The sequence below is a fragment of the Actinacidiphila epipremni genome (assembly GCF_012034175.1).
Taxonomy (GTDB): Bacteria; Actinomycetota; Actinomycetes; order Streptomycetales; family Streptomycetaceae; genus Actinacidiphila; species Actinacidiphila epipremni.
On the sequence record NZ_JAATEJ010000026.1, the window covers coordinates 57,812 to 73,719 of the forward strand.

Consider the following 15,908-nt stretch of genomic DNA (forward strand, 5'->3'; position numbering starts at 1 on the left):
CCCTGGTCGTAGGCTGGACGGCATGACGAAGAGCCCTTTGCTGTCGCTGCCCGGCGCCGTCGCCGCCGAAGGCCCCGACGAGGGGGTGGCCGCGCACTACGGCGACCTCTTCCGCGAGCAGCGCACGCTCGCGGACGGCAGCGGATTCGTGGACCTCTCGCACCGCGGCGTCGTGACCGTCAGCGGTGCCGACCGGCTGCCGTGGCTGCATCTGCTGCTCACCCAGCACGTCGAGCAACTGCCGCCGGGCCAGGCGACCGAGGCGCTGATCCTGTCCGCGCACGGCCACATCGAGCACGCCCTCTACCTGGTCGACGACGGCACCACCACCTGGATGCACGTCGAGCCCGGCACACAAGGGGAGCTGCTGGCGTACCTGGAGAGCATGAAGTTCTTCTACCGGGTGGAGACCGCCGACGCCTCCGAGCAGTACGCGGTGGTCTTCCTGCCGGCCGGCTCCATCACGCAGGTCCCCGCCGGGTGGGCGGTGCGCGAGACGGCGTACGGGCGGGACGTGTTCGTGCCCCGCGAGCAGCTCGCCGACTTCGCCGCGCAGGCCGGGCCGCCGGCCGGTGTGCTCGCGTACGAGGCGCTGCGGATCGAGGCGCACCGGCCGCGGCTCGGCCTGGAGACCGACCACCGCACCATCCCGCACGAGCTGGGCTGGCTGGACAGCGCGGTGCATCTGCAGAAGGGCTGCTACCGCGGCCAGGAGACGGTCGCCCGGGTGCAGAACCTGGGCCGCCCGCCGCGCCGGCTGGTCTTCCTGCACCTGGACGGCAGCGAGGTGCGGCTGCCCGGCCACGGCGCGCAGGTCCGGGTCGCCGAGGAGGGCGCCGAAGGCCGGGTCGTCGGTACGGTCACGTCCTCGGCGCGGCATTGGGAACTGGGGCCGATCGCGCTCGCCGTGGTCAAGCGCAACACCCCCGAGCACGCGACACTGCTGGCCGAGGACACCGCGGCGACGCAGGAGACGATCGTCGCCCCGTAACCGCCCGCGGCCGTGCTCCCGCGGCCGTGTTCCCGCAGCCGCGCTCCGGCAGCCGTGTTCCCGCGACCTGTGCTCACATGTCGATGACGACGGTGAAGGGGCCGTCGTTGGTGAGCGACACCTTCATGTCGGCGCCGAAGACGCCGGTCTCGACGCTCGCGCCCAGCGCCCGCAGCTCCGCCACCACCGCGTCCACCAGCGGTTCGGCGACGGAGCCGGGCGCGGCGGCGTTCCACGTCGGGCGGCGGCCCTTGCGGGCGTCGCCGTAGAGGGTGAACTGGCTGATGACCAGCAGCGGCGCGGCGATGTCGGAGCAGGACTTCTCATCGGGAAGGATGCGCAGCGTCCACAGCTTGCGGGCGAGGTTCGCCGCCTTCTCCTTGGTGTCGTCGTGCGTCACACCGACCAGGACGCACAGTCCGGGGCCGGCTATGGCGCCCACCGTCCGCCCGTCGACCACGACCTTCGCCTCGCTCACCCGCTGGGCCACCGCACGCATGCGGCCATTGTGGCGTGCGCCGGGGAGGCGCCGGTACGCGGGTGGGGGCGCGCGGCGGCCGGGGCGCACGCCGGGACAGCGGCTTCGCACAACTGTTGCGACGGCCGTTCGGGTGCACAGTCCCCGCGGCGCCCGGGGGCAGGTGGCAGCATCGACGTCAGGGTCCCGGCCCACGCCCGGCGCGCCGGGCGGCGGGGGCCTTCCCGCCCGCGGCGGCGCGCCCCGCAGCCGGCCGTGTGCTGCGAGCGGGGGACCGCAGGCATGACCACACCCGGCGCCGGACAGACTCCCGGCACCGCCGCGCACCGGCCGGCGGTCCCGCAGCAGGCGCCCACCAGGAGAGGCCACCCCATGCTCAAGGCCGACGCACCCGGGCCGTCCCGCCCGCCCGCGCCCCGTGGCCCGCTGGCTGACGCCCCGGCGCCGGACCTGGGCGCCCTCGACCTGCCGGCGCTGCGCACCCTGCGCCGCGAGGCCCAGCGCGAGGAGGCCGACCTGTCGTATCTGCGCCGGCTGCTGCACGGGCGCATCGACATCCTGCGGGCCGAGCTCCACCGCAGGGCCGAGACCCGCGGCGGCGGCGCGGACACCGCGCAGGGCGCGCCCGAAGCGCCGGTGCTCGACCGGCTGCCGGAGATCCTGGCCGACGGCCCGTCCCGGGTCCGCACCTCCGCCCGCCATGTCACCCTCGGCACCCCGCTGACCGCCCGGGTCCGCCGGCTCGCCGAGGAGATACTCGCCGAGGTGGAACTGTCCGACCTCGACGCCCGCACCGACCCCGAACTGCACGCCGCGATGGGCCGGCTGGCCCGCCACGAGCAGGAGGTCTCCGGCCGCCGCCAGCGCCTCCAGCACACCGTCGACGGCTGCTCGGCCGAGATCACCCGCCGCTACCGCGACGGCGAGGCCCACGTGGACGACCTGCTGGCGGAGTAGCCCGCGGCGCCGCGGGCCGCGGGTAATGCGGATGCGGTCCGTCGCGGGGCCTGCGTACGGTGCGGGCATGGGACTTGAGATACGCACGCTCGAAGAAGGCGACGTCGCCGAGTGGGTACGGGCGCTGGACACCGGCTTCCACCGGGCGCCGACCGTCTCGCCCGAGGAGGTCGCCGCCCGGCGTGCGCGGCTCGATCTGGACCGGACGCAGGGGGCGTTCGACGGCCGGCGCTGCGTGGCGACCTTCCGCAGCATGCCGCGGGAGCTGACCGTGCCCGGCGGCGGGACCGTCCGGGCCGACGCCATCACCAACGTCGCCGTGACCGCGACGCACCGGCGCCGGGGGCTCGCCACCCGGCTGATGTCCGCCGACCTCGCGGCGGCCAAGGAGCGCGGTGAGGCGGCGGCGATCCTGGTCGCCGCGGAGTATCCGATCTACGGGCGCTACGGCTTCGGCCCGGCCACCTGGGTCACCTACTGGGACGTCGACGTGCCCCGCGCCGGCCTCGACCGCCGCTACGCCGGGCCCGACCCGGCCGAGGGCACGGTGGAGCTGATCAGCGCCGCGGACGTACGGGCGTACGGCCCGGGGATGTACGAGCGGGTGCGGCTCGGCACGCCCGGGGCGATCAGCCGCGAGGCGTTGTGGTGGGACCTGGCGACCGGTGCCGTGGTGCTGCCCTCCTCCTCCTTCAAGGAGCCCTTCTTCGTCGCCTACCGCAACGTCTCCGGCGAGATCGACGGCCTGGCCTCGTACCGCGTCAACGATCCGCGCTGGCCCAACAAGCTGCCGAGGGCGGACGTCACGGTGGATTCGCTGCTCGCCGTGACGCCGGCGGCGGAGGCCGCGCTGTGGCGCTATCTGCTGTCGCTGGACTGGGTCGTGCAGCTCACCACCGAGCACCGCGCGCCCGACGACGTGCTGCCGCTGCTGCTCGGCGACGTGCGCGCCGCCCGCGTCGACACGCACGCCGACTTCATGTGGCTGCGGCTGCTGGACGTGCCCGTCGCGCTGTCCGCCCGCCGCTACGGCCCGCTCGCCGCCGACCTCGTCCTCGACGTCCACGACCCGGCGGGGCTGGCCGGCGGCACGTACCGGCTGGAGACGGCGCCGGACGCCGCCCCGCGCTGCACGCCCGCGCCGGGCGCCGCGCCCGACCTGAGCCTGGACAGCGGGGCGCTGGGCCGCCTCTACCTGGGCGACGAGTCGGCGGTGCGGCTGGCCGCGCTGGGGCTGCTCGCCGAGCACCGGCCGGGCGCGGCGGCGACCGCGGAGCTGCTGTTCCGCACCGCGCGCCGGCCGTGGTGCCCGGAGGTCTTCTGAGCCGCCGCCCGACGGCAGGCATTAGCAGAGCTTAACGATTCACCGCAGGATTTTTCACTGGACCTACGATGTCGCGCCGGGTGAGACTCGGCGCCATGACCTCACCCGTGTACGTGCCGCTCGTCACACCCTTCACCGCCGGCGGCGACATCGCCTACGACGCCCTGGAGGCGCTGGCGCGGCAGGTGCTCGCGGACGGCGCGGCGGGGCTGGTGGCGCTCGGCACCACGGGGGAGCCGGAGAGCCTGGAGCCCGCCGAGCGCGCGGCGGTCGTCGCACTGCTCGGCCGCGTCTGCCGGGAGGCCGGGGCGCGCTTCGTCGTCGGGGTCGGCGACGGCCGGCGCGTGCCCGGGGAGTGGGGCGGTACGCCGCCGGACGCGCTGCTGGCGACCGTGCCGCCCTTCGTCCGCCCGGGCGAGGCCGGGGTCGTCGCGCACTTCGCCGCGCTCGCCGCCCGCAGCCCCGTACCGCTGCTCGTCTACCACGTGCCCTACCGCACCGGGCAGCCGCTCGGCGCGCGCGCCCTGCGGGAGCTCGCCGCGATCCCCGGCGTCGTGGGGGTGAAGTACGCGGTCGGCGGGATCGACGCCGAGACCGTCGACCTGCTCGGCGACCGCCCGGCCGGCTTCGACGTCCTCGCCGGGGACGACGTCTTCGCGCCCGCGCTGCTCGCCCTCGGCGCGACCGGCGTGGTGGCGGCCTCCGCGCATCTGGACACCGCCGACTGGGTGAAGCTCGCCGCGACGGGCGACCGCGCCCTCGGCCACCGGCTCGCCGCCCGCGCCGCCGCGCTCTTCCGCGAGCCGAACCCCACCGTCGTCAAGGCCGCGCTGCACGCCCAGGGCCGTATCCCCACGCCGGACGTACGGCCGCCGCTGCTGCCGGCGAGCGCGGCGTCGCTGGCGGCGGTGGGGCTGGACGCGCGCCCTGGCGGACGTAGCGGCGGACGTACCGGCGTACGGAGCGGCGGACGTCTCGGCACCTGAAACCGTTCGCCGCCCGCCGCGTCCTGCGGCGATACTCGAACGGCGGGCACACACCCTGAGCAGACGGACGAGAGTCGGACGAGAGCGGAGAGCCGGAGATGAGGATCGGAATCGTCGGAGCGACCGGACAGGTCGGCGGAGTCGTACGCGGCGTACTGGCGGAGCGGAAGTTCCCGGTGGACCAGCTGCGGCTCTTCGCCTCCGCGCGGTCCGCGGGCAGCACGCTGCCGTGGGACGGCACCGAGATCACCGTCGAGGACGCCGGCACGGCCGACTTCACGGGCCTGGACATCGTCATCTTCTCCGCCGGCGGCGCCACCAGCCGGGCCATCGCCGAGAAGGTCGCCGCGCAGGGCGCGGTCGTGATCGACAACTCCTCCGCGTGGCGCCGCGACCCCGACGTCCCGCTCGTCGTCTCCGAGGTCAACCCGCACGCCCTCGCCCACCGCCCCAAGGGCATCGTCGCCAACCCGAACTGCACGACGATGGCCGCGATGCCCGTACTCAAGCCGCTGCACGACGAGGCCGGCCTCGTCGCGCTCGTCGCGACCACGTACCAGGCCGTGTCCGGCTCGGGGCTTTCCGGCGTCGCCGAGCTGCACCGCCAGGCCCGCGAGGTCACCGCCGACGCCGACCGCCTCACCTTCGACGGCTCCGCCGTCACGTACCCCGACCCGCAGGTCTACGCCCGGCCCATCGCCTTCAACGTCCTGCCCTTCGCCGGGTCCCTCGTGGACGACGGGAGCTTCGAGACCGACGAGGAGCAGAAGCTGCGGAACGAGTCCCGCAAGATTTTGGAGATCCCGGAGCTGAAGGTTTCCGGGACGTGTGTCCGGGTGCCGGTCTTCTCCGGGCACTCGCTGCAGATCAACGCGAGGTTCGCGCGCGAGCTGAGCGTGGAGCGCGCGTACGAGGTGCTCGCGCAGGCGCCGGGGGTCGAGCTCTCGGAGATCCCGACCCCCCTCCAGGCGGCGGGCCGCGACCCCTCGTACGTCGGGCGCATCCGCCGGGACGAGACTGTCGAGCACGGGCTCGCCCTCTTCCTCTCGAACGACAACCTCCGCAAGGGCGCTGCGCTGAACGCCGTGCAAATCGCTGAGCTTGTTGCGGCTGAGCGCTGACCCCGCGGGCTGCTGCTTGCGGTGGTCGCGGGATCGTCCGCCGGTTCGTGGCTTGTCGCGCAGTTCCCCGCGCCCCTGAAAAGCTGACCTCGCGCGCAAAGTCGGGCCCCTGTAGGTCTCGGGAACAAGGGTCCGGGGCAGCCCGGGGAGTCGGGCTCAGGGGAGGAGGAGGCGGGCGGTGGTGAGGACGGACTCTGTTTGGAGGTCGACCTGGGTCGGGACGGGGAGCCAGGTCAGGGTGTGGGTCGCGGCCAGGTCCGCCGCCCAGGCGGTGAGGAGGGATTCCGCCTCGGCGGAGCCGAGCTGAGCCAGGGCACCGGCAAGGCGCAGAGCCATTCGTCTCGCCGCGACGTCGAGCGCAGCGACATGCGCCCGGGTCAACCGCACGGGCGGCGCCGCATGCAGCCCCTCCCATTCCGCCGCGACCTGCGGCGCCATCTCCGCCAGCCCCGAGGCAATGCGGAGCAGCCGCGGATCACGCGCCGGCACCCGGCCCCGTACCCGGCGCAGCAGCTGCTCCGCCGTGCGGGACTGCTCGCGCAGCCGCGCCGCCGTGTCGGCCAGCGCCCGCGCCGGGTCCGGGTGGACGCTGGAGTCCGCGACGCCGGGGCTCGCCCACATCGGCACCTCGAACAGCGCGGTCATGCCGCCGTACGCATGCGGCCGGGTCCATGTCGAGCCGCCGACGTCCTCGGGCAGGCTGTCGAACTGGGCCTGCTCGCCGGGCCCCGGCATGAGGTAGACGCCGGGCCCCGTCTCGGGCCAGTACAGCGCGTCGTACGTACCGGTCTGCACGGGCACGTCGCGCTCCGCGCAGATCTTGCCCAGCGCCTCGGCGAGCCCGGGCAGCTCACGGGTGAGCTGGACCCACGCGCCGCCGATGTCGTTGCCGTGCAGCGAGCACTGGAGCACGGGCCGCAGCTCGTCGATGAGGGCGATGAGCGCCTCGGACTCCGGGAGCGCGTCATCGGCCGGGCGGATGGACGGCGCCCACTCGGGCTGCTCGTCGGCCGGCGGCCGGTACGCGTACCGGAAGTGCTCCGCCGGGGTGCGCCGCACCGCGGGCCCCGACTCGGTGCGCAGGGTGCCGTCCGGGTCGAGGCAGAGCAGGAAGTGCCAGGCGGCGCCCGCGCCGGCGTGCAGCCGCGGGTCGAGCGCGACCCGCTCGGCGATCCGCATCGCGCTCGCCGCGCCGACCCGCTCGTCGGCGTGCGGGCCCGCGACGACGAGGACGTTGCGGACCCGGGGACGGTCGCGGCCGACCGTCAGGACGTACAGCGGGCGGCCCTCACGTGACCGCCCCACGACCCGCAACGTACACAGGCCGGGCCGGAAGCGGACGAACGCGGAGGCCGACGCAACGACCCCCGCGACGCCCGGATACGCATCGACCGTCGGATGGCTCACGTTCCGTTGGAGTTGCTGGCGCCGGTGGTCTGCTTCTTGCTCAGCCGTCGTATGACGAGACGTTTCGCCATGCTGGCTCCCCCTCGATTCCCTCAACTTGCCGTCAACACCCTTACTGCGCACGGGAGTTGAACCCTCACCCCGGGTGACTCCCCTGCCCTGTCAGATTCCGGCGGTGTTACGGGACTGTCAAGCGTCGCGGCAGCAGCCGTCGTGTCCTGTGACCTCACCGCGCCCCCACCGCGCCCCCACCGCGCCCTCACAGCAACCGGTCGACGGTCGCCAGCACCGTCCTGGCCTGCAACTCCACCTGCTCGTACACCGGCACCCAGCGCGCGTCCGCCGTGCCGACCAGCTCCCGCGCCCCCGCGTCGAGCCGCCGCTCCAGCCGGGCCCGCAGCCGGGCGGGCTCGGCGGCCGGGTCGCAGTCGTCCAGCGGCTGCTCGTCCAGCAGCCGCAGCAGCATCCCGGCCGCCCGCAGCGGCAGCCGCCGGGCGGCGATGTCGAGCCCGGCGACATGCGCGAGGGTGAGCGGTACGGGCAGGTCGGCGGCCAGCGCGTCGTAGGCGTCGGCGAGCGGCTCGAAGCCGGCGGCGGCCTGCTCGACGCCGCCGAGCAGCAGCGCGGTGCCGGCGTCCGCGGGGCCCGGCGCGACCAGCAGCGGACGGGCCCGCTCCAGCGTCGCGGCCAGCGCGGCACCGTCCTTGCGCAGCCGGGCCGCGGTCGCCCGGACGGCGAGCGCGGGGTCGGGGTGCGGGGTCGGGTCGGCGACCCGCCGGGTCGCCCACATGGGCACCTCGACCAGTGCGGTGACGCCGCCGGGCCGCTGCGGGTGGCGCCGGGCGTCCAGCTGCCGCGGCTGCGGTTGCTTTTGCGGGTCCCGCTCCGGGCCGCCGGCGAAAGGTTCCGGCACCACGTACACGCCCGGCCCGGCGCACTCCCAGAACAGCGCGTCGTACGTGCCCGCCTGCACGGGGATGTCCAGCTCCGCCGCGTACTTCCCGAACGGCTCCGCGAGCCCCGGCACGTCCCCCGTCAGCCGCACCCAGGCACCGCCGACGTCCGTGCCGTGCAGCGAGCACCGTACGAAGGGGCGCAGCTCGTCGACGAGGGCCAGCAGCGCGTACGTCTCGGGCAGTTCACCGCCGGGGGCGGTGCGCTCGGGGCGGCCGGGGCGGTCGGCGGCGGCCGGGTGGTAGGTGTGCCGGAAGTGGACGGCGGGCGGGCGCGGGCCCGCGGGTCCCGTCTCGTTCAGCACGGTGCCGTCCGGGTCGAGGCACAGCAGGAAGTCCCAGGTCAGATCGGCGCCGGCCAGCCGGTGCCGGTCCGCGACGGCCTGCTCGGCCAGCCACAGCACGGTCGCGCCGCCCGCCTGCTCGTCGGCGTGCGCACCGCCCACCACGAGCGCGTGCCTGCGCCCGTGCCCGACCGACAGCAGCCACAGCGGACGCCCCGTCCGCGACTCGCCGGCCAGCCGCATCCGCACCAGATCCGGGTGCCGCGCGCTCAGCACCCGGGCCGCCGCCGCGACACCTGACACGGTCGGATACGCGTCTGGCCCGCGCATGACGGCTCCTCCTCGGCTGTACGGCTCCGCGCCCGCCCGGCACCGCCGCGCGACCACGCCCCGCGCGCCGCCCGGCCTTCCCCCGCGGTGCGGCACCCGACCCCGCTGCCCGGCACCGCAACCGACGGTGCGCCCGCGGAAGCCGCGAGCGCGCCCTGCTCAGACTCTGCGGCTGCCCGCCGGGTGTCAAGGCCGCCTCCCGCCCGCGCCTGGCGCCGGCGCACGCCCGGCGGGCCCGCTCTGGCCCGCCCTGCCCCGCGCCCGCGCAGGAGCAGGCACCGGGTGCGGCTACGCCGCTCCGCCCGCCTCCGCCGCGGCCAGGACCGAGCGGGCCCGGTCGATGTCCGGCCCGCGATACATCCGTTCCGGGATACGGGCGAGCGTGGACTCGCGCACGCGCGGACCGAGCCCGTACAGCTGCTGGAAGCTCATGATCAGCGGGCGCCAGCGGTCCGGGTCGATGCGGTCGCCCGTGCCCGGCAGCCGGATGTCCTCGTGCACCAGCACGCGCTGCACCCGCACCTCGAAGACGAGGATGCCGCCGCGCTGCTCCGGGTCGTCCTCGGCGAGCGGATGCGTGGCCTCCAGCACCGCCTCCATCGCCACCGGGCACTGCGCCACCCGCGGCGGCAGCACCGTCCCGCTCGGCACCGCGGTCAGCCCCGCGCGCCCGAACTTGTCCCCGACGTACGCGTATCCGCGTGCCGCCTTGCCCTCCGGTACGGGATCGCGCCCGGTCGTCAGCGCCAGCCGGTCCACCGCGTCCGCCATGCCGTCGTCCGGCAGGTTCAGCACGACCTGCCCCTCGCGCACGAGATTGCGCGCCGTCTGCGACCGCGCCCCCAGCCCGAGCATGCACCGCCACCCCAGCCAGAAGGCCGACGACATCGGCGCGAGGTTGGCGCTGCCGTCCTCGTTGCGGGTCGAGAGCAGCACGACGGGCGTGCCGAAGTAGAGGATGCCGGGCTCTATCGCCGTATGCGCCCCGAGGGCGCCGTTCTCCGTGCTCATACCCCCACCCTGCCGGTCCGCGACCGCCGCTTCTGGCGGTTTTCGGACCCGGCACTGCCGCACGACGCATGGGCCGAACGGCCCGCCCCGGGGGGGTGGGGGCGGGCCGCCCGGCGTCTGTGGGGGTGGGGCGCGCGGGGGTCAGTCCTCGTCGTCGACGAAGATGTCCTCGGCCGCGTCGACCTTCCACGCGCGCTTGATCCACCGTTCGAGGGTCGGCACGTCCATGCACGCCATGATCCGCGCGCAGGCCTCACCGCTCACCTTCACGTCGCGGTTCTGCAGCACATCGATGAGGTGCCGCTGATCCCCCAGCCGTGCGCTTTCCAAGCCTTGTTGCAGCCCCTCTTGCCTGCCCTGTTCGATACCCTTCTGCAGCCCCTCGACCAGCCCTTCGGCCTTGCCTTCCGCCCTGCCCTCGGCTTTGCCCTCGGCCTTGGCTTCGAGCACCCACTCCTCACGCAGCGTTCCCCGCCCGGGGAAGAAAATCGGCGAGCGCAACAGTTCCCTCCAGATGCTCCGCGCCTGGGCGTTGCCCAGGCCCACTTCAAGTATCTCCGAGTAGTAGTCGACGGTCTTCTCGTCGAGCTCCGTCATGGCGGTCGCAAGGGCCACCAGGATCGTACGGATGTCCTCGCGTCGGGCATGCGTCATGGCCGAGAAGGCCGCCAGGGCCAGGTTTCTGGCCGCGATCGTGGCGTCGGCGATCACCGGGATGTTCAGCGGACTGACTACCAGCGGGCGGACCGTCAGCGCGTTCCAGTCCCCACGCCCCAGATGGAGCGGGCCCCTTGCCCACTCGGCCGTGGCCTTGTCCTGGCAGATGACCAGGAGCAGCGCCGGGCAGCCGTACTTGGACTTGAGGTAGGACAGGTAGTACGCCCAGCTCACGGCCTTGTCCTTGTCGGGCCGCATCTGCGCCTCGATCGCCAGCATGAACGTGTCCTTGCCGTCCTCGCCCTGCGAGACACGCAAGAGGCTGTCGATACGGCGCTCGACCGGCCGGATTTCCGTGACGTCCGGACTCAGCACTTCGACGACCGTCTTTCTGGATAAAGGCATACCCAGTACGCCGAAGACGGAGCTCATGAGTTCGGGGCCGCCCTGGAAAATCCGGTGGGACGCCTCGTGTTGCGGGGTGACCATGATCAGACCGTAGGACCATGCCAGTGGCATATGCAGCTCCACGGCTCCAAGATCACCCGGAGGGGTGGTTTCGAGGCACGACCGGCTCACGCGCGGGGCGCGCGGAAAGGGGGTGCGCGCCCCCGTGGAAGGCGCGGCGGTGACGGCAGAGCGCGTCGTGGCGTACGAGGTCGTCGATGGGGCGGTGAGGCTGCGGGGGATGCGCGTCTCGGTGCTGCCCGGGGAGTCCGGGGGAGGCGGGTGGCGTCATACTGGGCCGCGTGGAGGGCCGAGCGTACGTTGTCGTGTCCGGGGTGCCGGGCAGTGGCAAGAGCACCCTCGGGCGGGAGCTGGCGGGGGCGCTGGGCTTTGCGGTGATCGACAAGGACGTCGTCCTGGAGGCGCTGTACGACGCGCTCGGCGTCGGGCCCGAGGAGTGGCGGGGGCGGCTGAGCCGGGCGGCGGACGAGGTGCTGTACGCGCAGGCCGCGCGTACGCCCCGGGCCGTACTGGACAACTGGTGGCACCCGGACGCCTCGCCGCCGCGGCTGCACGCGCTCGGCGGGCGGCTGGTGCAGGTGCACTGCGACTGCGACGTCGCCACCGCCTCCGCCCGCTTCCGGGCCCGCCGCCGGCACCCCGGGCACCTCGACCCGGAGTTGACGCCCGAGCAGGTCGCCGAGCGGATCGCCGCGGTACGGGCGGCCTACCGCGGGCCGCTCGTGCTGGACGCGCCCCTGGTCCGGGTCAAGACTGAGGCCCCCGCGCGCCCGCCGGACCTGGTCGCGCGGGTCATGGCGCTGCTCGGCGCGCAGGGTTGAGGCTCAGCCGACCTTCGCCGCCAGGAAGTCCTCCCACGTGCCCGTGCCGTGGTCCGCCCCCTCCAGCGTCAGGTTCGCGCCCTCCCGGTAGGCCCGGCCCACCTTGCCCGGCAGCGGCACCGGCAGCAGCGGCCGGCGCTTGGAGGTCGCCCGGAGGTAGGAGCGGACCAGGTCCGGCAGCGGGTGGACGGCCGGCCCCGCGAGGTCCGGGACCCGGCCCGCGGGCGCGGCCAGCGCCAGCTCGGTGATGCGCGCGGCCACGTCCCGTACGTCCACCGGCTGGAGCCGCACCGCCGGCGGCACCGGCACGACCGGCAGCTTCGCCGCGCCCCTGGCCACCATGAAGACCAGGTCGTGGAACTGCGCGGCCCGCAGGACGGTCCACGGCAGGCCCGAGTCCGCCACCACCCGCTCGGCCGCGCGCTTGGTGCGCAGGTAGCCCAGCGGCACGGCGCCCGCGCCGATCACCGAGATGAGGACGACATGCCGGACGCCGCCCGCGGCGACCGCGGCCCGCGTCAGGTGGCCGGTCGTCACGTCGTCGCCCCTGCTCGCGCCCGCCAGGTGCACGACGGTGTCCACGCCGTCCAGCGCCGCGGCCGTCCCCGGGTCGCCGTCCCGCGCGAGGTCGCCGACCACGTACGTCACGCCCTCGTCGGCGGAATCGCGCGGGCTGCGGGTCAGGACGCGGACGGTGCGGCCGGCCGCGCGCAGCAGCGGCAGCACCTGCCGGCCGAGCGTTCCGGTGCCGCCGGTGAGCAGGACGGGTGACGTCCGCGGGCTGGGGCTGGTCATGGCGTGCTCCTCTTCCGTGGGCCGCCTCGGGGGCGGGTTACGTTGATGACCCGCGGCGGGGAAGGAATGTGACCGATGGACGAGGGCGCGGCGCTCGCCGAGCGCTTCGAGGAGCAAAGGCCCAGGCTGCGGGCGCTGGCGTACCGCATGCTCGGCTCCGCGGCGGAGGCGGACGACGCGGTCCAGGAGGCGTGGCTGCGGCTGAGCCGGTCGGGTGCCGCGGCCGGCGGTGACGGTGGGGCCGGCGGTGGCGGGGGTGCCGTCGGCGGTGGCGAGGGTGGGTCCGGCGGCGGCGCTGGCGGGGGGATCGAGAACCTGGCGGCGTGGCTGACCACGGTCGTCGGCCGGGTGTGCCTGAACATGCTGCGCTCGCGCGCGGCGCACCGCGAGGAGCCGCTGGAGGAGCTGCCGCGCGAGCCGGCCGCCGTGCGCGAGCCGGGTGCCGACCCGGAGGAGGAGGCGGTGCTCGCCGACTCCGTCGGGCTGGCGATGCTGGTGGTGCTGGACACCCTCGCGCCGGCCGAGCGCGTCGCCTTCGTGCTGCACGACATGTTCGCCGTGCCCTTCGACGAGATCGGCCGGCTCACCGAACGCTCCCCGGCCGCCGCCCGGCAGCTCGCGAGCCGCGCCCGGCGCCGGGTGCGGGGCGGCGCGGACACCGCGGTGGGCAGCGCCGCGCTGCGGGAGCAGCGCCGGCTGGTCGACGCCTTCCTCGCGGCTTCGCGTGGCGGCGACCTCGCGGGCCTGGTCGCCGTCCTGGACCCGGACGTCGTCCTGCACGCCGACCGCGCGGCCGGCCCCACGCCGGAGCCGATCCGCGCCCGCGGCAGCCGGAACGTCGCCCGCGGCGCCTCCCTGGCCGCCGCCCGTATCGCCTTCACCGAGGCCGCCCTGGTCAACGGCGCCCCGGGCCTGGTCATGGCCCCCCTCGGCCGCCTCCGGCTGGCCCTCGCCTTCACCTCCACGGCCGGCCGCATCACGTCCATCGACGTCATCGCCGACCCGGAGCGGCTGCGGGAGGTGGAGATCGCGGTGCCATGAGCCGCGCGAGGGTTCTGAGGGCGCGCGGGTCTGCGCGCCGGAGGCGCCCGCCGTACGAGGGCCCGCCGGTGTGGTTCCACGGCGACATCGCCGGCGGCAACCTGCTGGTCAGGGACGGCAAGCTCGCCGCCGTACTCGACTTCGGCACCTCGGGCGTCGGCGACCCGGCGTGCGACCTGGTGATCGCCTGGACCCTCTTCTGCGGCGAGAGCCGTACGGCCTTCCGCCGCACGATGACGAGCGCGGACCCGGCGATGTGGGCACGGGCGCGCGGCTGGGCGCTGTGGAAGGCGCTGATCAGCATCGTCGAGCTGCGCGCGGACCGGCCCGGGCCGGCCGCGGAGCACGCCCGCGTGGCGGCGGAGGTCATCGCGGACGCGCGGGCGACGGCGTCACTGTGGGAGCCTGCCGCTGCCGCTGAGCGTGCCTGCGCCCAAAGCGCCGGCCTCAGGCGTGCGCGTCCGGGCGGCCCGGGGTCGGGCCGGTGGCCAGGGTGTCGCCGAGGGGGGTGCGGCGGTAGCGGACCTCGTGGCGGTGGCGGGTCGCGGTGACGAGGCCCGTCGCCCGGAGCACGGTGAGGTGCTCGGAGACCGTCGCCGGGGCGAGGCCGTGGTGGTGGGCGAGCCACGCCGTGGCGGCGGGTTCGGTCAGGCCGGTGAGCAGGCGTGCGCGGGTGCGGCCGATGAGCCGGGCCAGGGCCGCCGCCGCGTCGGAGGGCGCGCCCTGCCACAGGGTGCCGATGCCGCGCGCCGGGTAGATGAGCGTCGGCTGCCAGGGCGGGTCCAGCACGATCACCACCTGGTCCCACTTGAAGGCGCTCGGCATCAGCACCAGCCCCTCGCCCGCGAGGTCGCGGTGGTCCGCGCCGCCGTGCTCGCGGGTCAGGACACCGTCGTGCCAGCGCACGGACGGGTGCAGCTCGGCGAAGAGCCGGTCGAGGCCGCCCGCGGCGAGCCGTCCGGCCTGGAAGGCGACATCGGCCTCCAGCAGCGCGCGGGTCCTGGCCCAGTACGGCTCGACCAGCGCCTCCCACGCCGCCCGCACCAGCTCGGCCAGCAGCCGTACGACCTCGGCCGGCTCGGCGCCGAGCAGCAGCCGGCCGGTGGCGGTGCGGGCCGCGCCCGGCGTCTCGGCGAGGGAGCGGGCGATCTCGGCCCGGGCCTGCGCGGGCGGCGTCGCGGCGATACGGGCGAGGTCCGCGGCGAAGGAGTCGACGGGCCCGTCCGGCGGCGGCGCCAGGAAGTCGGGCGTGTAGCCGCGGCGCGGCTGGAGCAGGGTGAGCGGGCGCAGGTCGAGCGCTTTGAGCCGGGGCGCCACCTCGGCGAGCCAGCGCGCATGGTGCCCGGGCGGCTGCGGGCCGGTCGCGACCCGCACGGCGGCGAGCGTCTCGAAGGCCGGGGAGTACGCGAAACGGCACCGCAGCAGGTCGGCGGGCCCGAACCGGAGCGTGGTGACGGCGGACCTCCTTCCCCGGGGCCGCGGCCCCCCTCGCCGGCCGCCCCCGCGCCCTCGACGGCACCGGCACCGGCATCCGTACCGGCCGCGGCGGGGTTACCGTACACCACAGTGATTCGGCGACCGCCGAATGAGTGGAGCCTCAGAACCCGGCGCTCGCAGGATGGGCGGCGCCGCCCCACCGGGGGACCGCACGACCAGGAGCGTGACCAGCCATGACCGACACCGCGAGCCAGCACCCCGCCCCCTCGGCGGACTGGGAGCGCAGGAACGCCGCGCTGTGGGAGACCGTGGGGCAGCGCCCCGACGACGAGTTCCGGGCCGCGATGGCGGAGCTGGTCGGCGAGCTGCCGGCGGACGACGCCACCGCGCTGTTCGAGCGGGCCGCGGCCTGGGACTCCACCGGGCACCCCGACAAGGCCGTCCCCCTCTACCGGGCCGCCCTCGCGGCGGGCGTCGGCGGGGAGCGGCGGCGCCGCTCGGTCATCCAGCTCGCCAGCTCGCTGCGCAACCTCGGCCACGCCGACGAGAGCGTCGCGCTGCTGACCGGGGAGCGCGCCCGCACCAGCGACCACCTCGACGACGCCCTGGTGTGCGTGCTCGCCCTGTCGCTCACCGAACTGGGCCGGGAACGCGAGGCGGTTGCCCTGGCGGTCGGCGCGCTCGCGCCCCATCTGCCGCGCTACCAGCGCTCGATGGCCAACTACGCCCGGCTGCTGGTCGAGCCGGAGCCGCAGGGCTGATACGACGCGGGTGCCGGGCCCGCCCCGGAAAGGCGGTGACCCGGCACCTGTTCACGTGACGTCACGTGACGTCACGCCACGCCACG

The 15,908-nt window shown here is 75.3% G+C and carries 16 protein-coding genes; 9 read left to right on the forward strand and 7 right to left on the reverse strand.

Going from position 1 to position 15,908, the window contains the following annotated elements; all coding sequences use genetic code 11:
• The first annotated feature begins 22 nt into the window (after nucleotides 1-22).
• On the forward strand, nucleotides 23-991 hold the full coding sequence (gene ygfZ / locus HCN08_RS27035; RefSeq protein WP_167985875.1) for a CAF17-like 4Fe-4S cluster assembly/insertion protein YgfZ: 969 nt from the start codon (nucleotides 23-25) through the stop codon (nucleotides 989-991).
• A gap of 73 nt (nucleotides 992-1,064) precedes the next feature.
• On the opposite strand, the gene dtd is transcribed toward ygfZ, so the two are convergent.
• The gene (dtd, locus tag HCN08_RS27040) at nucleotides 1,065-1,490 is read right to left on the reverse strand and encodes a D-aminoacyl-tRNA deacylase (RefSeq protein ID WP_167985876.1); all 426 of its coding nucleotides are present in this window, start codon (nucleotides 1,488-1,490) and stop codon (nucleotides 1,065-1,067) included.
• Nucleotides 1,491-1,751: 261 nt separating this feature from the next.
• Between dtd and HCN08_RS27045 the strand changes: the two genes are divergently transcribed.
• The 4 genes from HCN08_RS27045 (at nucleotide 1,752) to HCN08_RS27060 (ending at nucleotide 5,857) form a co-directional block, all read left to right on the forward strand.
• A complete protein-coding gene (locus HCN08_RS27045) occupies nucleotides 1,752-2,426 on the forward strand; it encodes an RsiG family protein (RefSeq protein WP_167985877.1) in 675 nt (224 codons plus the stop codon).
• Nucleotides 2,427-2,493: 67 nt separating this feature from the next.
• Entirely contained in the window at nucleotides 2,494-3,750 is a 1,257-nt protein-coding gene (locus tag HCN08_RS27050) for a GNAT family N-acetyltransferase (protein WP_167985878.1), read from the forward strand.
• Between the two features lie 95 nt (nucleotides 3,751-3,845).
• Entirely contained in the window at nucleotides 3,846-4,736 is an 891-nt protein-coding gene (locus HCN08_RS27055; protein WP_167985879.1) for a dihydrodipicolinate synthase family protein, read from the forward strand.
• 98 nt (nucleotides 4,737-4,834) lie between these two features.
• Nucleotides 4,835-5,857 (forward strand): aspartate-semialdehyde dehydrogenase, encoded by a 1,023-nt coding sequence (locus HCN08_RS27060; RefSeq protein ID WP_167985880.1) that lies wholly within the window; start codon nucleotides 4,835-4,837, stop codon nucleotides 5,855-5,857.
• A gap of 156 nt (nucleotides 5,858-6,013) precedes the next feature.
• Here the strand turns inward: HCN08_RS27060 and HCN08_RS27065 are convergent, their stop codons facing one another.
• The 4 genes from HCN08_RS27065 to HCN08_RS27080 form a co-directional block, all read right to left on the reverse strand.
• Nucleotides 6,014-7,387: a M14 family zinc carboxypeptidase gene (locus tag HCN08_RS27065; protein ID WP_322974702.1), complete on the reverse strand. Its 1,374-nt coding sequence runs from the start codon at nucleotides 7,385-7,387 to the stop codon at nucleotides 6,014-6,016.
• A 136-nt stretch (nucleotides 7,388-7,523) separates the two neighbouring features.
• Nucleotides 7,524-8,831, reverse strand: coding sequence for a M14 family zinc carboxypeptidase (locus HCN08_RS27070; protein WP_167985882.1), 1,308 nt, complete (start codon nucleotides 8,829-8,831; stop codon nucleotides 7,524-7,526).
• Between the two features lie 288 nt (nucleotides 8,832-9,119).
• A complete protein-coding gene (locus tag HCN08_RS27075; protein WP_167985883.1) occupies nucleotides 9,120-9,842 on the reverse strand; it encodes a flavin reductase family protein in 723 nt (240 codons plus the stop codon).
• A 141-nt stretch (nucleotides 9,843-9,983) separates the two neighbouring features.
• The gene (locus HCN08_RS27080) at nucleotides 9,984-11,030 is read right to left on the reverse strand and encodes a hypothetical protein (RefSeq protein ID WP_322974703.1); all 1,047 of its coding nucleotides are present in this window, start codon (nucleotides 11,028-11,030) and stop codon (nucleotides 9,984-9,986) included.
• Between the two features lie 218 nt (nucleotides 11,031-11,248).
• On the opposite strand from HCN08_RS27080, the gene HCN08_RS27085 reads away from it, so the two are divergent.
• On the forward strand, nucleotides 11,249-11,788 hold the full coding sequence (locus HCN08_RS27085; RefSeq protein ID WP_167985884.1) for an AAA family ATPase: 540 nt from the start codon (nucleotides 11,249-11,251) through the stop codon (nucleotides 11,786-11,788).
• A 3-nt stretch (nucleotides 11,789-11,791) separates the two neighbouring features.
• On the opposite strand, the gene HCN08_RS27090 is transcribed toward HCN08_RS27085, so the two are convergent.
• The gene (locus tag HCN08_RS27090; RefSeq protein WP_167985885.1) at nucleotides 11,792-12,583 is read right to left on the reverse strand and encodes an SDR family oxidoreductase; all 792 of its coding nucleotides are present in this window, start codon (nucleotides 12,581-12,583) and stop codon (nucleotides 11,792-11,794) included.
• A 75-nt stretch (nucleotides 12,584-12,658) separates the two neighbouring features.
• Between HCN08_RS27090 and HCN08_RS27095 the strand changes: the two genes are divergently transcribed.
• A complete protein-coding gene (locus HCN08_RS27095; RefSeq protein ID WP_167985886.1) occupies nucleotides 12,659-13,624 on the forward strand; it encodes a sigma factor in 966 nt (321 codons plus the stop codon).
• Complete coding sequence (locus HCN08_RS36990) at nucleotides 13,621-14,175, forward strand: phosphotransferase (RefSeq protein ID WP_206319292.1); 555 nt, start codon at nucleotides 13,621-13,623, stop codon at nucleotides 14,173-14,175. Before HCN08_RS27095 ends, HCN08_RS36990 begins: the two co-directional genes overlap by 4 nt.
• Here HCN08_RS36990 and HCN08_RS27105 read toward each other — a convergent pair.
• Nucleotides 14,072-14,998, reverse strand: a complete 927-nt coding sequence (locus HCN08_RS27105; protein WP_322974704.1) for an ArsR/SmtB family transcription factor — start codon at nucleotides 14,996-14,998, stop codon at nucleotides 14,072-14,074. The genes HCN08_RS36990 and HCN08_RS27105 overlap by 104 nt on opposite strands.
• A gap of 296 nt (nucleotides 14,999-15,294) precedes the next feature.
• Between HCN08_RS27105 and HCN08_RS27110 the strand changes: the two genes are divergently transcribed.
• The gene (locus HCN08_RS27110) at nucleotides 15,295-15,822 is read left to right on the forward strand and encodes a tetratricopeptide repeat protein (protein ID WP_167985887.1); all 528 of its coding nucleotides are present in this window, start codon (nucleotides 15,295-15,297) and stop codon (nucleotides 15,820-15,822) included.
• Nucleotides 15,823-15,908: the final 86 nt, after the last annotated feature.